This is a genomic window from Nostoc sp. CALU 1950 (genome assembly GCF_051172895.1).
Lineage (GTDB): Bacteria > Cyanobacteriota > Cyanobacteriia > Cyanobacteriales > Nostocaceae > Nostoc > Nostoc edaphicum_A.
On the sequence record NZ_JBDNJQ010000101.1, the window covers coordinates 12,217 to 29,216 of the forward strand.

Below are 17,000 nucleotides of genomic sequence, written 5' to 3' on the forward strand. Positions count from 1 at the left end.
CTGAAATGACCGCTAATAGTTTATCAATCAGTCAGGAAAATCCCCATTGTGTTATGTCTAACTCTAGACAGCTAAATGTGCAAATTGCACAAGAGGAGGTTTATAGCTTCTTCGTGGAAATTGTCAAAAAACTGTCACCAGAGGATGTTTTACGGGAATTCAAAGGTTTATTTATAGACGGTCTTGATTCAGAGGATTCAGATTATATACCTGGAATATACAGCATTTTTTTAGATGATAACGAACAGGAATTATACAATACACTTAAACGGTGTTGCTACATCATAGTTAATAATTGGAAAAGTAATCGAAAAGACAAATATATCCAAGAATTAGTTAATTTATTTATTAATGAAAATCTGAAGATAAAGACTAATAATCATCCAGTCGTAAAAATTTGTAAGAACTGGCTAGAAAATTTTGTTAGCAGCAAAGATTACCAAGAACTAAAATTATTTGCTACTAAATACGAGGAATCATCTAAAGGTCATTGGGCTAATCGCTATACATCCTATTTACTAATTGATCAATCTGTTAATAAAAATAATCCCATAGAGCAACAAGAGGCTGCTAGGAGGCTTTCTAAACAGATAAAAGACAAATTTAAGTTTGAACTAGCAATGTATATCGCTCGTTCTCAATCTGCTGTATCAAGCACGACACGCTATAAAAATCCCAGTGTTTTGGGAGACCAAGCTCTGAGGCTAATAAAAGCCATTGTCTTAAAAAGAGGTGTATTTAGCCATGAAAATATTGCCCATATATTTATCAAGCAAACTCAAAATCAAACTCTGGAAGAATTTAAAATAAATTTGGAAAAATATCTATTCTTTTCTGTAGAAAATCAAGAATCAGTAGAGAGTTGGAGACAGAAATTTGCAGATAATTTATCCTTATGGAAAAAGGACTATAATCAAGAAATTATAACTAAAGAACTATTTTTGAGAACCTGTAATCGAGTTATTGATTGTTTGACAATAGAAAATGGAAAAGAGCCTTCATCATTATTTATACTATTAATTAACCAAGGTCATTCTCTAACATTGGTGATTGTACTATTAAAAATTATTTTGATTTGTAAAAATTCTCGCAGACATTTAGAAACTCGGATTGCTCATCTGATTCGTTTTTATGAAAAGTATTCGGAAGAGGAATGCAAGGGAGTAATTAATTTTATGGAAATTTTTAATATCACGTTTGCAATTTATGCAGAAAACGTGGAATATAACTTGATTAAGATGGAAGAAGAACAAAGCAGTAATCCGCAGTTAAATCTGGATGGTTATCGTGTATTTTCACAAATGAAGGTAGATAGAAAAAAATGAGTTTTGCTATTTAGTAAGGCGTTCGTCTAACCAGGCGAGGCCAGCACCCGCAGTTTCAGCTAGAATACTAATGAGGCGATATAGAGCGATCGCACTAAATACTAGGGCAGATGGAAAATGGTGTCGTAAAAGTTCATACGCAGTCGCTTCAAATACACCTAACCCACCAGGCGCACCGGGTATGACAAGCCCCAATAACCAAGCGCAGCTAAAAGCCCCTAACAACAAAGGAATTTGATTCGCATTCAACGAACTCAGGGCGAAGATAGTTAGTATAAACCCAGTAGCGCGTAGTAGCATAAAGCCCAATTCTCCTAACAAAGGTCGTAGGGGGTAGCTTTTAAGACTGAAGGGAACGGTTGGTTCAGTGGTAGCAGCAGACTTTTTTGCTTTTAATTTGTGTAAAAAGCGAATAATTGGGTTTAAAAACCAAGGATGAATCGCACAAAGGACTACAACTAAACTCAGCAATTGTAGTATTTGCAAAACGAGGGTAGTATTCGCTGCCGCAAATTGGCTACTGCTGATGACAATGATGATTAAAGCAGCCGCTAGCATGAGTAGGGGTTCTAGCAAAACGCTTAAGGTGGCTGCACCAGCAGAAACATTGGCATTTTTGGCGGCGACAATTCGCCCGTAGTAATGCCAGATATTACCTGGTAAATACTTAGCTATGTTCGTTTTTAGGTAAACTTGGATAAATTGGGGAGATGATACAGGTTGATTTAACTCTTGTAGAATCCAAGTCCAGATCCAGCCTGCCCAAGTATGAGCTAATAAAGTGACCCCTGTAGCGATCGCCATAATTGCCCATCCTACCTCATCAATGCGGATAGCAGTCACCTCAATCCAATTATCCTTCAGAGCTTTCCCCAAAAAAAACAGCGTTCCTCCCAAAATTATCCAGCGTAAAAATTGTTTCATGAATTTAGTAATTTAACGGTTAGAACAACAAGGGCTGAATACCTCAAATCTTATGGTATATAAGCTATATATCCAAAGCTTTTGAAGTATCAAACAACTTGATGTAGTTCTTTTGACGACAACCATATTAACTTAGTTTATATCTCCCTATAGTTAGATAAAAATATTATTTTTGTACTAATTAAAATGTGACTTGCGCTAGATGTAAAACTCCTTTCATTATTCATATCATTAATGAAAGTTATTATTTCTGTCTGAAGACTTCGGATACAAAAATAATTCCAAATACCATCTTGGTTGAAGTTTAACTTAGTCACAAAAATGCAAGGAGTTAGAACTATGAAAAAAGCAATGAATTGGCTGAAAAACATCCGTCCCTTGAAAATTTTAACTGTTCTTTTAGCAGGAATGTTTCTATTTATGGCGCAGGCTTGTGGTGCTCCGGGAGTAGCAACACAGCCACCACAACCTGGCGCTCAAGCACCTAATATCGAACGATACGATGCCACAAAAGATTATCCTCTCTCTTCTCCTGCTGGTGGGATAAATAACTTTAGTGATGTAGATCCTAGAGCGAGAGATGAAAAGGCAGCAAATGACAGGGCTGAGGCGCTAGTGAAAAATGCTCAAAGAAACATTGAGCAAAAGGGAATTGACAGCCGAGAGCAATATAGCCGTAATTTTCAACAAGGTACACCTGTCGGTGAAAGAGTGAAGAATCTAGGTGAAGATATTGGTAGTTCCGCTGAGGAGTTACGGGAAGGTGTTGTTAAGGGGACTCAGCGTGGATTTGAAAATTTGAAGGGTAATACCCAGAATGCAGCCCAAGATTTGACGAAAAATGTTCAGCGTGGGGCTGAAGATGCTGGTAAAAATGTTCAGCGCACAGCTGAGGATGCAGGCGATGCAGTTAAGGGGGCAGTTAGAAACGTTGATTGAAATTAGTCATTCAATCTCTTACAAGAATATGAAAGCGCCCACAGACCTTTAGTCTGGGGCTACCTAAACAAAGCCTGTCTACGCAGGCTTTTTTGAGTTTTAGATAATCATTTAAGCGATGTAACAATCTGCAATAAAAGGATAAAGTATTATAAGCTACCGTTTTTAGCGATCGCGCTGAGGTTTTAAATGGTTGAACCACTGCGCTTGGTTCGCTTAACCCAAAGTGCGGTTAAAGCGATCGCATCCAAATGAATAGAATACACTCATTTGCTTAGAATTGAACTAAATAGCAGTGTGATCCGTCAACTGAGAACAGATGTGTTTTATGTCTTAAACTGTTTTCGCAACATATCTCTCCTGAATTAATTTAAACTAGACTCACAAATTGCGATCGCACAATTGCTTTAATTCCAATTCTAAATATGGCTAAAACACCTTTGTTTTTAAGAAATACTTGGTACTATGCATTACCCAGTAAGCAGCTAAAATCTGGACAAATAATTTCAAAAACCCTCTTAAATGAGCTAATAATTTTTAGTCGCGATCGCTCAGGAACAGTTATTGCCAAGGTAAGTGAAACCAAAAGTTATCCAATACAAGAGGCGCAAGGAAATATTTGGATTTATATGTCAAATGATGACACTTCCTTAATACTAGAAGAAATCCCACGAATCCCTGAGTTTGCCGATCAAAGCCACCAAGGCGTTGAGTCCATACGCTTTTCTTGTGATGTTGATCACGCCGTAGTTGGATTGATCGATCCTGCTCATATTGCTTTCGTTCACCAGGCGTGGTGGTGGCGTTCCCCTGAAACACTAAAGGAAGTAGTCAAAACCTTTGAACCATCTTTGTACGGCTTTACCATGCGAAAGCACCCACTAGAACAACAAACCTTGTTCTATCGCTTGATTGGACACAATCCACAGATTGAAATCTCATTCCGTTTACCAGGAATTCGTATTGAGCGGGTGTCCACTGATAAACATATAGTCTGTAACTTAACAGCAATTACTCCCATTTCCGAAACTGAGACTGAGGAAACAACTATGTTTTACACAACTTTACCTTGGTTTCCGATTCTCCAGCCATTGTTACTATGGTTTACGCGCAGTTTTCTCAATCAAGATCAAGAAATTTTGCTTAAACAACAAATCGGCTTGAAACATAATCCACCCTTAACTTTAGTTGGAGATGCCGATGCCCAAGCCCGTTGGTATTATAGATTGAAAGCAGAATTTGCCAAGTCTCAAATACAGGGGCGTTCTTTTGTTAACCCAATTAAAGAAAAGACACTTCGATGGCGTAGTTAGACCTAATAAATTCTCGTGTTAACCCAGATGGGCCAAATCGCGTTTCTACCGGAACCCCATATTTCTCGTTAAAAGATTCAGCTACTTCTGTGAGGCTATCCCGCAAACTACCAGCACCGTATAACTTAACTGCTAATACCTGAGTTGGCAGAATTACACTGACAGCACAAGCTATCAATGAAAAGGCAAAAAAATGCTTTTTCATCGTTATTATATTATTGGGTTATTATTACTACTCAGTGAGTTAGCCATTATCTCTACCCATCAAAGTAATAAATGAGTTTTGATATGTGCGTAGTTTGTGATTAAAGATATAATACCAACTAAGTTGGAAATAATCAATTAGCCAACATCTTCAAACGCTGACTTGATAAAATTTTTCAGCTTGTCATCAGTTTCAAGAATGCATCAATCGTCCTGATGTTGCCCAGCCTGTAATGAAATAACAGGCTGCACACAAGTGAAAGTGCTGTCCAGCAGCAAAAAGCGCCTGTAGCAAACAGCCAAAATATTTGTATAGTAATTATGTATACATAAAGACCAATTAATAAACATCAAGAAATTTCAAAATTTAAACCCGTAAACAAATTAAGAGGTATTCTACATAATTACTTGAGGGTAATTAGCAGTTAGGATTCAAAACAATTGTTTATTTATACTCTGGTACGGAACTAGCAGCGAAAGTTGGGTAAACCTTAACTAGAATTGATAATTTTCTACTTTGTCAAAAATAAATTTTCATCTAGAGTAGGACAAAGATACATGCTGTTTACCACATAGAAAAAATCTAGCTGAAGCCTCTGGCTCATAGCTATGGGAAACCAAGCTTGATGCTTGAGAGTCTGGTTTCAAAATGGGTAACAGCAACATCCCCTATCAGCTTGATCACCTATGCTAAAAGTTATGCACTCGGCCGCCAACTCAGCCACTCCAAATTCCCAGTGGGAGGATTTAATCAAGCTTCCAGCCCCAAACACAGTTCAATGGGACAATATCAAAACCCAATTAGACTTGGTGCTGTTGGCCCTAGAAACCTTAACTGGGATTGGTTCAGAGGCAATGCTTTCGGCGGCAACTGATCTGAATTTAGAGTCAAGAGTGCCAGACCGCGTAGCTTTATGGCGACTGCGCCAATCAAATCCCCTACGCAAAGGTCAAGGAGGGCGAAAAAAGCTAGATGTTGAAGAAGCGCGATCGCTTGTTCTGATCATCTGCTACCTAGCCAAACAGCACCAGGAATTGATTCGCCGCGCTGTCGGCTTGTTGGAACAAATGGCAGAAAATAACCGGGAACCTCACCAGGCTGCTTTACTTGGAGATTATATTGATGCTTTTTGCAACACCTACCAAGAGCGGATGGAAGAGGACGAGCAAATCTCAACGGATTTACTAACCAACCTGGCCCTAAAACTGCTTGTAGATTTACTTTTTTACAGTGCTCCTGGTGGGCATCGCCGTCTCTGGCTAGCACTTATAGACCGTTCAACAAAATTTTAAATTTTAGATTTGAAATTTCTCAACCAAAATTTGCTTGTGATTTGTTTGCTAGATCAGGAAACTTTTTTGATGGTCGTTAGCTCTTGGGCAATGGACTACGCAAGGAACCTGAGAAAGTTCTGAGTGGAGGAATCCGCTTTTTCAACTTTTATTTGCAAGCAACTGGTTCAATTTTTTGCAAAATCCCAAATAGTCTTCTTCGCAGTTCCTGTCATGCCTCTATCAAATTCTGTCATTCGTTGCTATACACCGCCGACTTGCACGCTAGAAGTATTCGCGCAAAGTTCACCTCTGTCCCGTTGGATGGGGAAAACTGTCCTCAAACACCTAAGCTTTGAGCTACGTTTTGATGATCCCCGACTACCAGAAGAACACAGAGTTCCAATTCGGGGCGATCGCGAACAACTCGAAGCTTTATGTGATGCCGTCACCAGCTATGTACAAGAATTCCTCCAACAGTCTCCAGAAAGCTTTTGGGTCAGTTTCTCCGGTACTCAAGAGTCAAACACAGCACTGGATGAGCCGGAATTAAAGTCTTCAACAAAAACATTAAATTCCTTTAGTACCCAGATTCCAGGGGCAAATATTCACTTAGAACCCAGCAGCTATTTAACTCACAATTTATTTCTCGGTTCTCTCGCCAATCACTCATCTGGCCCCGTAATTCAACTCAGTCTGCTGCAACTATTTGATTTGGCAAGTGCTTTAGATGAATACTCAACTGATGTTATGGCACTCCCAACTCTCAACAGCACGAGTTCGACTCTGAGATTCCCGGCTTGGGCACCTATTGCCGCAGTATTAGTGTTAGGTATAGGTTTTTTACCAGTTACTTGGCAATATGCTAATACCATTAGGGAAAAGCAACAGGAGACAGCTAAAACATCAGATCCAGAAGCGATAAAGGCTGCTTTAGAACCTTCACCCTCACTAAACTTTCCCACGCCTCAACCCGGAATCATCCTTCCATCAGATAATTTGTTAGGTTCCACCCCTCCACTTTCCACATCTAGTTTGCCTCAAGCACCCTTAACAGCACCTAATTCTAGTTTCTCTACATCGCCATCTCTACTTCCAAATAATGCACTGACAATACCTCCAGGGACGACTTCAACTCTTCCCACTAATGGAGCGCTGCCTTCGACGAGCTTCTCTACGAGACGCTCCGCGAATGCTAACGCACCATCCAGCAAAATCCCAGGTCAGGAAATTGCCATATTACCAAATCTGGGACAGAACCCTACAGGATCAAATCCTCAAGCTGGTACTCTGCCTCAACTGCGGAATTTGCCACCTAGATTATCTGCTAATGCAGGCAGCTTACCAACTAATATCTCACCAGTAGTTCCCCCATCTCTTGGCAATATACCCAATAATAGTGCTGGTAATACCCCTACCCAACCACCTTCAATAAGCTCACAACAGCTAGACGAAAGAATCAGTTCTCTACAGCAACCTTCTCCTGGAGAAAAACCTGCTTCACAACTTCCTTCCTCTAGAACTGCGGAGAACAATCCCTTTATCGATCAATTAGGGGACGGACGCAAACCCCCCACATCCACAGAAGTGGCTACTGGCACATTATTTGATACACCTCAAGTAGCAGAAGCTAGAGAATACTTAAGAAAGCGTTGGCAACCACCCACTGGACTAGGACAAACATTAGAGTACAGTTTGATAGTCAGCGTTGACGGCACAGTTGAACGAATTTTTCCCCTTAATAAGCCAGCAAGAGAATTTGTTGATAGCACTGGGATGCCTGAAGTGGGTAAACCTTTTGTTTCCCCTAATAGAGGCGGACAAAATGTCAGAATTCGAGTTGTTCTCAGTCCTGATGGCAAGGTACAGACTTTTCCAGATGAATAAGTAAACTAATCTGTTTAATGCCACTTGTAAAACTGGTACAAAGTTTGTGCCAGTTTTTATTTAATCCAATTGTTCTTGAGCTTGCTTTTTGGAGTACAGTTATCAAACTGGTCTTACTATTGATACCAGTAAACCTACCCATCAATACAATTATTGTTAACACCAATTCTCTAAAATCAAACTATCTAATACAAGTTTAGAGGCTCAGATTAAATCCTACGCCTCTTAATTACGAATTGGTACAAATAACTCATATCAAAGATAGGAAATATGCAAACAATTGGTACTCAAAAAGACAGTCCAGCTTGGGTTATTCAAACTTGGGCAGCTTTTGTGATTTCTATTTCTATGACCACCTTCGGTATTGTAAATTTACCTGTGAATAGCTGGGTGAAAGGATTTATGGGTATGGGTTTAGCTTTTTCTGTTGGCTCAACTTTTACTTTGGCAAAAACTACTAGAGACTTGCACGAAACTAGAAGATTAACTGCTAGGTTAGACGAAGCGAAAGTAGAAAAATTGCTTTCACAGCACGATCCTTTAAACTTAAAATGAAGCCAGTCACAGCAATTTTAGATTAAAAGGCTTTACTAAAAAGCTGTTAGAAATTAACTATATTACGAAAAACTAAAGGACTGGAGATACCAGTCCTTTATTATATTGATTTAACGTTTGTTTTTATCTTAATAACGGGATTTTTTGGTCTTTAACTTTTGCTTTTTACGCCGACGTTCGCTAGCTGCCACGGCCTGTTCTACCGGATAACCCACTACAGGAATTACCTGATATTTGCGCTCCTCTTCTAAGTTTTTCAGTGCAGTGTAATCAACCCAATGAATGCAATCAACTGGACATGTGTCAATTGCTTCTTGGATAAGTTCCTCAGCGTCCCCATCTTGGCGAACCACGCGCGAGCGCCCGTAATCTGGTTCAATGTAAAAAGTGTTACGCGCAACATGAGCGCAATGCTTGCAACCAATACAGGTGATTTCGTCAACATAAACACCATTTTGGCGCAGCACACCGCCCAATTCCGGTTCCAAACCAGAACGTTCTGGGGCATCCCGTAAGAAACCCCCTAATTCTGGTTCCAAACCGGAACGGTTCTCTTCTTGTTCTTCCGGCGACGGCAGAAAATCAGCCATTACGCACTCCAGCGCTGTACTACCAGGCGAATTGAACCATCTTCATTTTTTTGTTGTTCAGAAACTTGAAAGCCAACACGAGCGGTTTCTTTCACAACTGTTTGATAAGCATAGCGCTGTGTTACCTGGCGCAAAAATCCGTCCACAGACAGGTCTTGTTGCCAATATTGCAAGTCCGCCACCAATTCATATTCTTTGCCATTCCATCTAAAACCGATGTCATAGCCATTTTCCTGCTCAATACTAACTTCCGCAGGATGGGTTTGACCGCGATAGCCACGGACTTCGCGTGGGCCGGGTTTCCAGTCTACGCCCAATTCAGTCAAAGCATCTTTCAAAGAATCAAGGTTACGGATTTGAGTCTTAATTTGGCTAAAGTGTGACATGGTGGTTGTGAATTAATAACACTAAACTACTGTGAAAACTTACCAATCGCTGTAAGTGGTGTGTGTATTCGCCACATTAGATTGCTGCACCTTGGCGGCGAAATATTCTGAGGTTGGCTCATGATTAAGTACTTGCCCCAACTGTGCCTCTATTGCTGCTGTAACCTCAGCGCAAGAAGCACCCACAATGCCAGTGACTTTCTCTTGTACCCGACCGTCTGGATAAATTATGAACTCTAATGTCTCCATTCTTTTGGCCAACCAGGATAAGTACGCTTGAATTGTACTGCCTTAGCAGAAGGCTATAAATATAGCCGTAGGAACATTTTTACTTAGATACAAACCTGCCATTTGTTAACTAATGTTCCATCTTTCAACATATATGTCTCAGAATCTTTACAAAACTTATTAATATTATAAGCAGATGCATCAGTATTTAGTTAGTTTCTCTTAACCTTCTTGATTAGTCAAGGTAATAACTGAAGGTAGCTAGGTAAGCTGCAAAAGTCCTAAGAATAAGCGTTAGAGGTAGTATAGCCAGCAAGAGAATTCACAAAAATATAAAATTTCTTGAAAAACTTTATTATTACCATTCGATTTACTTTATTCTCTTCTGGGTAGGTTGGATGTAATGCTGTATCAGCCTATAGCAAGATAGTGGGGTATACGTAGGTATTGTATTAAGTCTTTGATATAGTGACTTTAGTTAGCATCGGCTGTAAACGGATTTTTAAACTGTGATCGCTGAAAGTGTTGGCGCAGCTATCGCTATTTTCTACCATTGGTGAGATTTACCACGATCGCTGCTGTATTTAGAGGTAGAAATCCCTTGACAGTTGTAAAAGAACTTAACGTGCTTCTGAATGATTGCCGTCTATCAGTGAATAAAACATTTTAATTTTATTATTATCCTGTTTAATAAGTCTATTTACGAGGTAAATTCTATGGCAATGGTTTTAGAGAAAGTAGTTCCTTTTGGGAGGTCGATGGATGAATATATAAAAATATTCAATTTAACAAATGCAGATTTAAATAAAAGCATCATTGGGATTGGGGATGGGCCAGCAAGCTTTAATGCAGAAATGACACGTCAGGGTAAAAGTGTAGTTTCTGTTGACCCACTCTATCAATTTTCCAGTGATGAAATATTGCAAAGATTTAATGAAGTGGTAGATAACATAATTAACCAAGTCAAGGCTACATCGAATGATTGGGTATGGAGCTATCATAAATCCCCGGATGATTTGCGACAAAATCGAGTCAAAGTTATTCAAGAATTTCTGTCTGATTATGAAACTGGCAAAAAGAGTAATAGATATACAGTTGGTGAATTACCAAAATTGGCTTATGATAATCAAGAATTTGATATAGCTCTTTGTTCGCATTTATTATTTTTATATTCAGACCATCTCGATTACGATTTTCACTTAAATTCAGTAGGTGAGATGTTGCGTATTGCTAAAGAAGTTAGAATATTTCCCCTGATAACTTTAATGTGGAAACATTCACAACATTTAGATGAAATAGTTAAATATTACACTTCGAAAGGTTACAAAATAGATATTGAAAAGGTTGAATACGAACTACAGCCTGGTGGAAACCAGATGTTGAAGATAACCAGATATGTTATGTAATTCGTATCTATAAAAAATTGGTATAACCATCCGGTTTATAGATTGTTAGGTATATTATTCAGCAAACATTTCAGCCAAAGTATCTAAAACTGCTTTTTGTTCATCCGGGTCAATCTGACCTAGCTTTTTGACTAATCGAGTTTTGTCAACTGTACGAATTTGGTCTAGAACAATTTGCCCATTTTTACCCTGAAACTCACAAGTGACACGAGTCGGATAAGACTGTCCTTTAGTTGTCATCGGAGCAACAATAACCGTGGCAATATATTTATTCATCTCATCTGGTGAAATTACTACATAGGATCTTGTCTTTTGAATCTCACTGCCAATTGTCGGGTCGAGGTTAACCAAAAACACATCAAATCGATTCACTACAACTCCCACTCTACATGCTCCCACTCTGTAGTTACGGCATCATCGAGCAGTACATTGTCTTGTTGCTTCGCCATAGTTGCAAATGCTTCCTCCCACCCCTTGCGCGATTGAGAGGCAGCACGGACAATTAGTTGACAATCTTGAATTTCGATTTCTACCTCTTCACCAATACCACTTTGTTCTAGTAGAAGTTTAGGAATGCGGATACCTTGAGAATTCCCGATTTTAACAATACGGGTTCTAATTGCTGTCCCCATGAGGATACTTGTTCCTTGATTGTAACTACATTGTGATTACTAATCAGGATTTTGTCAACAAGCGCTCAATTTTTCAATAATTTTTAATGCGTAGGCGTAGCCAGCCGTAGGCATCGCTCTGGGCACAACCACTTATGCTGTCACCATTGACCGTGCTGAATCAGGGGATGCTGGCTCAAAATGTAACACCATAATTTGCTCTGGGCGTAAACCGACAGATTCATAAGTGCGGCCAGAGCGATCGCTAAATTCAACTTCAAAAGCAGCACCAGCAGCTAATAATTCTACTACTGTGCCAACTTGACCACGGTACAGGTTGTATTCAGGCAGATCAGCTGTCAGTGCTACTACATCCAGCAACTTGATTGTATTTTTAGTCATCTTCTAGACTTCCAAATATTTACAGCACATAGCAGGTTGTTAATCTTGGGATATTAAAACCTTCTTCGATAATCCAACCACTCCGAATGGTTGCACTTCTATTTTGCCATTCCAACGTGAAATCTAGAGTGTAGCGTTGTCCAAATTCATCGCGTCGTCCCAAGCGAACTTGATGAGTTTTGACAACTTTGAGAATAATCTGGCGTAATTCTTCAGCATCGTCAGATGTTATACCTAGAGTTGAGCAAAAAACGCGAGCTTTATGTTTCCCTTCATCATGTTCTGGATTGAGGCAATAATCACGCAGTTTACGAATATCAACGACTGCATTTTCTGCATTTGGGATAAGATTGGCCGAATTAGACATAATTTTTATTTTTAGAGTAGGTAATGGAGTTTAGGGAATATAAACATAGAAAATGCCTGTGCAAATTAAGTTTTACAGCCAAGGGGCTATTTGCGCTTAAAATACACAGGCACTTCAATTTTATTTCCTTACTACATATTATACATTGAATTCATAGCAAGGGTATATTTATTGAATTTTATTCAACTTTTTCAACAGAGTTAATGCTATTCCTTACCGCCGCCGAAAAGTTTGTATATCCCGTATCCAATGGCTGCCGCAGCAGCAACAGGTGCAGCAGCAACTATCGCAGTACCAGCGATCGCACCTCCCCCAACAACACCACCGATACCTGCAAGGGTACTCATAATTGCAGCACCAGAAGCACCAGCAGCTACTGTTACAGCACCAGCACCAGCTACACCAGCAGCAGCCCCAATATTTGTAGCTGTTCTTGCAGCTGCACGAGCTTCACGTTCTTCCTCAGACAAATCCGGTTGATCTTTGAACAAAGTTTCATTCATTATTTTTGCTCCAGCATAAGCTGGGCCTGCTGCCAATACAGCAGGAGCCGCCGCCATACCACCACCAACCACACCACCTGCCGCAGCTAGACCGGAAGTGATTCCTGCCCCTGAAGTTGCTGCAACAGATAACCCTGTAGCAGCACTGACAGCAGCCCCTGCGGCCGCACCGGTCTCAACAACGGCTTTTACCGTCTTTAGGTCTTTAACGCCTAAAGTTTTTTCTACAGCAGTTTCTACACCTTTTTCAACGGCTTTATTGGTAATATCTTCAAAATTCATAAATCAATTTCTCATAATCTGGTACACGATACTTACTACTAGAGCATAATTGCTACCAAAATTGTAACAGTATTAACACTAGTGGCATTTCGCTGTATACCAAATCAGCAACAAAGAGTTTGAAGCTGCTTAGAATAGTAGTGATAGAAAGGATTGTAATCGTCATCCCTAATGAAATATTAACCGCAACTGGGATGACTGAAGGCGAAATGAAGCAGGAAATTGCGGTAATGCTTTTTCAAAAAGAAAAGTTAACCCTTGCTCAAGCCAGTCGGTTTGCAGGGATAAACCGCATAGCATTTCAGCATCTACTCGCAAGTCGTCAAATTTCAGTGCATTATGGGGTCGAGGATTTTGACCAAGATATAGAAAACTTGCAGGCGATGGATAGACTGTGATCATTGTCAGTGATACTTCGCCCATCAATAACTTCGCCGCCACTCTACTGAGTTTCCTTTTACTCTGATTCAAATTTCCGCCAGAAGTCTATTGACTTCTAGTAAATCTATTGAGAAGCTAATAGTTAGATTTGCTAATTAATAGAAGTGCATCAAACTTGTGACAATACTGACGGGAAAAATAAATCGATCGCAACCTCCTAGCGAACCAAAACGGTTGATTTTGGAAACTCAGGGACTCACACGCCGTTTTGGTAAGTTAACCGCAGTTAATAACCTGAGCATATCTGTGGAACAGGGCGAAGTATTTGGGCTACTTGGCCCCAATGGAGCAGGGAAAAGTACAGTTATTAAAATGTTGACAACTTTGCTGCCTATCAGTGCAGGGAAAGCAACCTTAGCTGGCTATGACGTGACTCGTCAACCCAATCCTGTGAGACGGGCTATCGGCTATGTACCCCAAGCGCTGTCTGCTGATGGTAGCCTCACTGGTTACGAAAATCTCTTAATCTTCGCCAAGCTCTATGGAATACCTACCAAAGGACGCGATCGCCGCATCTATGAAATTCTAGAATACATGGGTTTGCAAGATGCAGCAAAACGCTTGGTACGAAACTACTCTGGTGGGATGATTCGCAAGCTGGAAATCGGCATATCAGTTCTACATCAACCCCAAATTCTGTTTCTTGATGAGCCGACTGTCGGACTAGATCCCATAGCTCGAACTCAAGTATGGCAGCTTGTATTACAACTCTGTGCTGATTACGGCACAACTATATTTTTAACAACCCACTTTTTAGAAGAAGCGGATAGCTTATGTAACCGAGTGGCGATTATGCAGCAAGGTGAAGTCGTTACCACAGGTACACCAACCGATTTAAAAGCTTCTTTAGATAACCCAAATGCAACTTTGGATGATGTCTTTATTCACTATACAGGCGACCAGTTAACATCAGGAGTCAACTACCGTGACACAGCAAGAACCAGACGTACTGCTCAACGGTTGGGTTAAATCACCACCCACTGTCCGAGTAAATTTGATCTCTGCAATTAAAGAGCTAGTTACGAAAACCCTGGCGATCGCAGAATTAGAAATACGTAAACTCCGCCACGATCCCACTGATTTAATAGTTCGAGCTGTGCAACCAGCTTTATGGCTCCTAATTTTTGGGCAAGTTTTCTCACGTACTCGCGTGATTCCTACAGGAAACTTACCCTATTTGGACTTTCTTTCTGCTGGCATTTTGGCTCAGAGTATTCTGTTTGTGGCAATTTTTAGTGGTGGGATGACGCTAATCTGGGAGCGGGATTTAGGGATTGTACATAAATTTTTAGCTAGCCCTACGCCTCGCGTGGCGATGGTGTTGGGCAAAGCCCTGGCGTGTGGGGTGAGGTGCTTATCTCAGGTAATATTCATTTACGGATTGTCATTTTTATTAGGTGTCAAACTAAATCTTCATCCCCTAGCTATTCTCCAAGTACTGCTGCTAGTCATAATAGGGGCGGGAACATTTTGTATTTTTTCATTAATTATTGGCTGTTTGGTGAAAAGCCGAGAAAGGATGACGGGTATTGGACAATTGTTAACCATGCCGTTATTTTTTGCTAGCAATGCCATATATCCGATTTCGTTGATGCCCAGTTGGTTAAAGTTCATTTCCCATTTAAATCCATTGACTTATCTGGTTGACGGCTTACGTAGCACCATGCTGTTAAACGGCACTAGCATCTATGGCTTTGGTCTGGATTGTACAATTCTCTTATTCACATTAATCATTTTGGCCATCCTTGGTGGAAAACTTTATCCACGGGTGGCAATGTAATCAGGAGAACAACAAGCCCATGACCTTGGATAAACCTAATCAAGGTGCAACTTCCGAAGAATGTGCCGCTAGAGTAATGGAGACAGTTCCATTAGTGATGCGGTTTATCCGAGCGGATATGCGTGCCCATAGTGCCGCTTTTTTATCTATACCTCAATTGCGATCGCTAGCATTTATTAATCGCAATCCCGGTGCTTCATTATCTGACCTGGCAGAGCATTTAGGCGTCACCTCTGCCACGGCATCAGCAACCATAGAACGCTTGGTACAACGCGACTTCGTGAAACGGATTGCTCATCCTCAAGAGCGTCGGCGGGTGTTGCTCAATTTAACTGAAGATGGAAGGCATCATCTGAAGCAATCCCAAGATCAAACTCGCGCTCATATTACCGACTTGCTGAAAGGTCTTACAGAAGAACAAATTTCCAACATTGAAGAAGGCTTAACTCTATTAAAAAATGTCTTCGAGAAAACGGAACTAAAATCCTCATAACTCTGAGTTTACCAGCCGATCCTTTTGCAGCTTTTAAGTTTCGAGACCATCGGCTTTTACTATTGGACGGCTGGTGCTGTTCGTGGGATAACAATAGCCTCAGTCATCGACCCAGCCTTCGGAGGATTCGGGATTACACGTCTAGGTTTAATAATTCAGTGAATCTTCATAGCAAATTGGTATTAGTTATGATGTAGACATAAGCTCTGCTTCTGAGCCTTAATGTTGAATACTAAATCATTTTTATAGGTGAGCATTATGAGCAATAATCTTCCAGCAGAAGCTGCAAAAGGTTTTAACTTAGCTGAGACTTCGATTAGTAAAGAGTCTCCTTTTGTTGAAACTGACGGATTGCTCTTGTATAAAGAAGAGTGCAAGACTCCAGAGTTTTTAAACTCATCCTTTTGCATAGATATATTTGGTGAACCAGTTGTCGTAGATCACTATGTACTGTTGTTTCCTAATTCAGAAACTCTCACAGAGTACGCAACGACTCTAATCAAGCATGATGCCAAAATCACGGAAGGGCCAGGAAAATGGCCTGATGATTTTTGTCCAGAGCAAAGCTTATTGCCCGAAGATGCTAGTATGTACTTTCTCTCAGCTTTAATGCCGTCAGGCATGATTTTGGTGCTACTTGCACCTAACACACCAGACGAACAGATTGCTAGCTTATTCCACGAGCAAGGTTTTAATACTGTCCATCACGTTGCCATTCTTGTTGATGATATCTATGCAGCAGCAGAGGTGTGGCAAAAGAAAGGCTTTGTTCCTTTGTCTATGACTCCTCAAGAAGATGGTTCCTTGTGCCAATGGTTTTTCCGCAACTGGGCAGGCCAGATAATAGAGCTAATCTGCCGCCGATGGATAGGTAAAGAGACTTTTTCCTGTGAAAATATCGCTGGTTTACGCCTTTCAGAATTGGCCGCCTAAACTTATCAAGTTGCTCTGTACCGAATGGCACTAAGAAAAGATACAGCCCTTGCTCTGACTGGTTCCCAGCCTATAGGCTGGGAACTCATCCTGGGAGGCTCCGCCTAGGCTGTTGACTTTGTGCATTTTTCGGGAATTTTTGGGAAAATTATTCGTGTT

At 40.4% G+C, this 17,000-nt stretch carries 22 protein-coding genes; 12 read left to right on the plus strand and 10 right to left on the minus strand.

Annotation, left to right across the window (positions count from 1 at the left end; translation table 11 throughout):
- Positions 1 to 5 precede the first annotated feature (5 nt).
- Positions 6 to 1,325 carry a hypothetical protein gene (locus ABF638_RS24135; protein ID WP_435025470.1) on the plus strand — a complete coding sequence of 440 codons (1,320 nt, stop codon included), beginning with the start codon at positions 6 to 8 and terminating at the stop codon, positions 1,323 to 1,325.
- A gap of 6 nt (positions 1,326 to 1,331) precedes the next feature.
- Here ABF638_RS24135 and ABF638_RS24140 read toward each other — a convergent pair whose 3' ends face one another.
- Positions 1,332 to 2,249 (minus strand): lysylphosphatidylglycerol synthase domain-containing protein, encoded by a 918-nt coding sequence (locus ABF638_RS24140; RefSeq protein WP_435025471.1) that lies wholly within the window; start codon positions 2,247 to 2,249, stop codon positions 1,332 to 1,334.
- 339 nt (positions 2,250 to 2,588) lie between these two features.
- Here ABF638_RS24140 and ABF638_RS24145 point away from each other — a divergent pair, with 339 nt between their 5' ends.
- The gene (locus tag ABF638_RS24145) at positions 2,589 to 3,188 is read left to right on the plus strand and encodes a hypothetical protein (protein ID WP_435025472.1); all 600 of its coding nucleotides are present in this window, start codon (positions 2,589 to 2,591) and stop codon (positions 3,186 to 3,188) included.
- Positions 3,189 to 3,613: 425 nt separating this feature from the next.
- The gene (locus ABF638_RS24150) at positions 3,614 to 4,501 is read left to right on the plus strand and encodes an aromatic ring-hydroxylating dioxygenase subunit alpha (protein WP_435025473.1); all 888 of its coding nucleotides are present in this window, start codon (positions 3,614 to 3,616) and stop codon (positions 4,499 to 4,501) included.
- On the opposite strand, the gene ABF638_RS24155 is transcribed toward ABF638_RS24150, so the two are convergent.
- On the minus strand, positions 4,470 to 4,706 hold the full coding sequence (locus tag ABF638_RS24155) for a substrate-binding domain-containing protein (RefSeq protein ID WP_435025474.1): 237 nt from the start codon (positions 4,704 to 4,706) through the stop codon (positions 4,470 to 4,472). The two genes, ABF638_RS24150 and ABF638_RS24155, sit on opposite strands and share 32 nt — an antisense overlap.
- A gap of 686 nt (positions 4,707 to 5,392) precedes the next feature.
- Here ABF638_RS24155 and ABF638_RS24160 point away from each other — a divergent pair.
- The 3 genes from ABF638_RS24160 to ABF638_RS24170 all read left to right on the plus strand — a co-directional run bounded on the left by ABF638_RS24160 (position 5,393) and on the right by ABF638_RS24170 (position 8,419).
- Complete coding sequence (locus tag ABF638_RS24160; protein ID WP_069069205.1) at positions 5,393 to 5,998, plus strand: DUF3038 domain-containing protein; 606 nt, start codon at positions 5,393 to 5,395, stop codon at positions 5,996 to 5,998.
- A 213-nt stretch (positions 5,999 to 6,211) separates the two neighbouring features.
- Positions 6,212 to 7,864, plus strand: a complete 1,653-nt coding sequence (locus tag ABF638_RS24165) for a DUF4335 domain-containing protein (protein WP_435025475.1) — start codon at positions 6,212 to 6,214, stop codon at positions 7,862 to 7,864.
- Positions 7,865 to 8,134: 270 nt separating this feature from the next.
- The gene (locus ABF638_RS24170; RefSeq protein ID WP_069069207.1) at positions 8,135 to 8,419 is read left to right on the plus strand and encodes a YiaA/YiaB family inner membrane protein; all 285 of its coding nucleotides are present in this window, start codon (positions 8,135 to 8,137) and stop codon (positions 8,417 to 8,419) included.
- Between the two features lie 128 nt (positions 8,420 to 8,547).
- Here ABF638_RS24170 and ABF638_RS24175 read toward each other — a convergent pair whose 3' ends face one another.
- The 3 genes from ABF638_RS24175 to ABF638_RS24185 are packed head-to-tail and all read right to left on the minus strand — an operon-like array spanning position 8,548 to position 9,644.
- Positions 8,548 to 9,009 (minus strand): ferredoxin, encoded by a 462-nt coding sequence (locus tag ABF638_RS24175; RefSeq protein ID WP_069069208.1) that lies wholly within the window; start codon positions 9,007 to 9,009, stop codon positions 8,548 to 8,550.
- Positions 9,009 to 9,395, minus strand: coding sequence for a DUF1257 domain-containing protein (locus ABF638_RS24180; protein WP_012406942.1), 387 nt, complete (start codon positions 9,393 to 9,395; stop codon positions 9,009 to 9,011). The genes ABF638_RS24175 and ABF638_RS24180 overlap by 1 nt, the downstream gene beginning before the upstream one ends.
- A 39-nt stretch (positions 9,396 to 9,434) precedes the next feature.
- Positions 9,435 to 9,644, minus strand: coding sequence for a DUF2997 domain-containing protein (locus ABF638_RS24185; RefSeq protein WP_012406943.1), 210 nt, complete (start codon positions 9,642 to 9,644; stop codon positions 9,435 to 9,437).
- A 695-nt stretch (positions 9,645 to 10,339) separates the two neighbouring features.
- On the opposite strand from ABF638_RS24185, the gene ABF638_RS24190 reads away from it, so the two are divergent.
- Entirely contained in the window at positions 10,340 to 11,029 is a 690-nt protein-coding gene (locus ABF638_RS24190) for an SAM-dependent methyltransferase (protein ID WP_435025476.1), read from the plus strand.
- Positions 11,030 to 11,083: 54 nt separating this feature from the next.
- Here the strand turns inward: ABF638_RS24190 and ABF638_RS24195 are convergent, their stop codons facing one another.
- The 5 genes from ABF638_RS24195 to ABF638_RS24215 all read right to left on the minus strand — a co-directional run bounded on the left by ABF638_RS24195 (position 11,084) and on the right by ABF638_RS24215 (position 13,194).
- Positions 11,084 to 11,401, minus strand: a complete 318-nt coding sequence (locus ABF638_RS24195; RefSeq protein WP_435025477.1) for a type II toxin-antitoxin system PemK/MazF family toxin — start codon at positions 11,399 to 11,401, stop codon at positions 11,084 to 11,086.
- On the minus strand, positions 11,401 to 11,661 hold the full coding sequence (locus ABF638_RS24200) for an AbrB/MazE/SpoVT family DNA-binding domain-containing protein (protein WP_435025478.1): 261 nt from the start codon (positions 11,659 to 11,661) through the stop codon (positions 11,401 to 11,403). Before ABF638_RS24200 ends, ABF638_RS24195 begins: the two co-directional genes overlap by 1 nt.
- 132 nt (positions 11,662 to 11,793) lie before the next feature.
- Positions 11,794 to 12,042: a DUF4926 domain-containing protein gene (locus tag ABF638_RS24205; protein WP_435025479.1), complete on the minus strand. Its 249-nt coding sequence runs from the start codon at positions 12,040 to 12,042 to the stop codon at positions 11,794 to 11,796.
- Between the two features lie 19 nt (positions 12,043 to 12,061).
- Positions 12,062 to 12,409, minus strand: coding sequence for a DUF6883 domain-containing protein (locus ABF638_RS24210; protein ID WP_435025480.1), 348 nt, complete (start codon positions 12,407 to 12,409; stop codon positions 12,062 to 12,064).
- A gap of 206 nt (positions 12,410 to 12,615) precedes the next feature.
- A complete protein-coding gene (locus ABF638_RS24215) occupies positions 12,616 to 13,194 on the minus strand; it encodes a hypothetical protein (RefSeq protein WP_435025481.1) in 579 nt (192 codons plus the stop codon).
- Between the two features lie 152 nt (positions 13,195 to 13,346).
- Here ABF638_RS24215 and ABF638_RS24220 point away from each other — a divergent pair, with 152 nt between their 5' ends.
- The 5 genes from ABF638_RS24220 to ABF638_RS24240 all read left to right on the plus strand — a co-directional run bounded on the left by ABF638_RS24220 (position 13,347) and on the right by ABF638_RS24240 (position 16,841).
- Positions 13,347 to 13,592 (plus strand): UPF0175 family protein, encoded by a 246-nt coding sequence (locus ABF638_RS24220; protein WP_435025486.1) that lies wholly within the window; start codon positions 13,347 to 13,349, stop codon positions 13,590 to 13,592.
- Positions 13,593 to 13,752: 160 nt separating this feature from the next.
- Positions 13,753 to 14,604, plus strand: coding sequence for an ABC transporter ATP-binding protein (locus ABF638_RS24225; protein WP_435025482.1), 852 nt, complete (start codon positions 13,753 to 13,755; stop codon positions 14,602 to 14,604).
- Positions 14,561 to 15,415 carry an ABC transporter permease gene (locus ABF638_RS24230; RefSeq protein WP_435025483.1) on the plus strand — a complete coding sequence of 285 codons (855 nt, stop codon included), beginning with the start codon at positions 14,561 to 14,563 and terminating at the stop codon, positions 15,413 to 15,415. Before ABF638_RS24225 ends, ABF638_RS24230 begins: the two co-directional genes overlap by 44 nt.
- Before the next feature lie 19 nt (positions 15,416 to 15,434).
- Positions 15,435 to 15,908 (plus strand): MarR family winged helix-turn-helix transcriptional regulator, encoded by a 474-nt coding sequence (locus ABF638_RS24235; protein WP_435025484.1) that lies wholly within the window; start codon positions 15,435 to 15,437, stop codon positions 15,906 to 15,908.
- 258 nt (positions 15,909 to 16,166) lie between these two features.
- The gene (locus ABF638_RS24240; protein ID WP_435025485.1) at positions 16,167 to 16,841 is read left to right on the plus strand and encodes a hypothetical protein; all 675 of its coding nucleotides are present in this window, start codon (positions 16,167 to 16,169) and stop codon (positions 16,839 to 16,841) included.
- Positions 16,842 to 17,000: the final 159 nt, after the last annotated feature.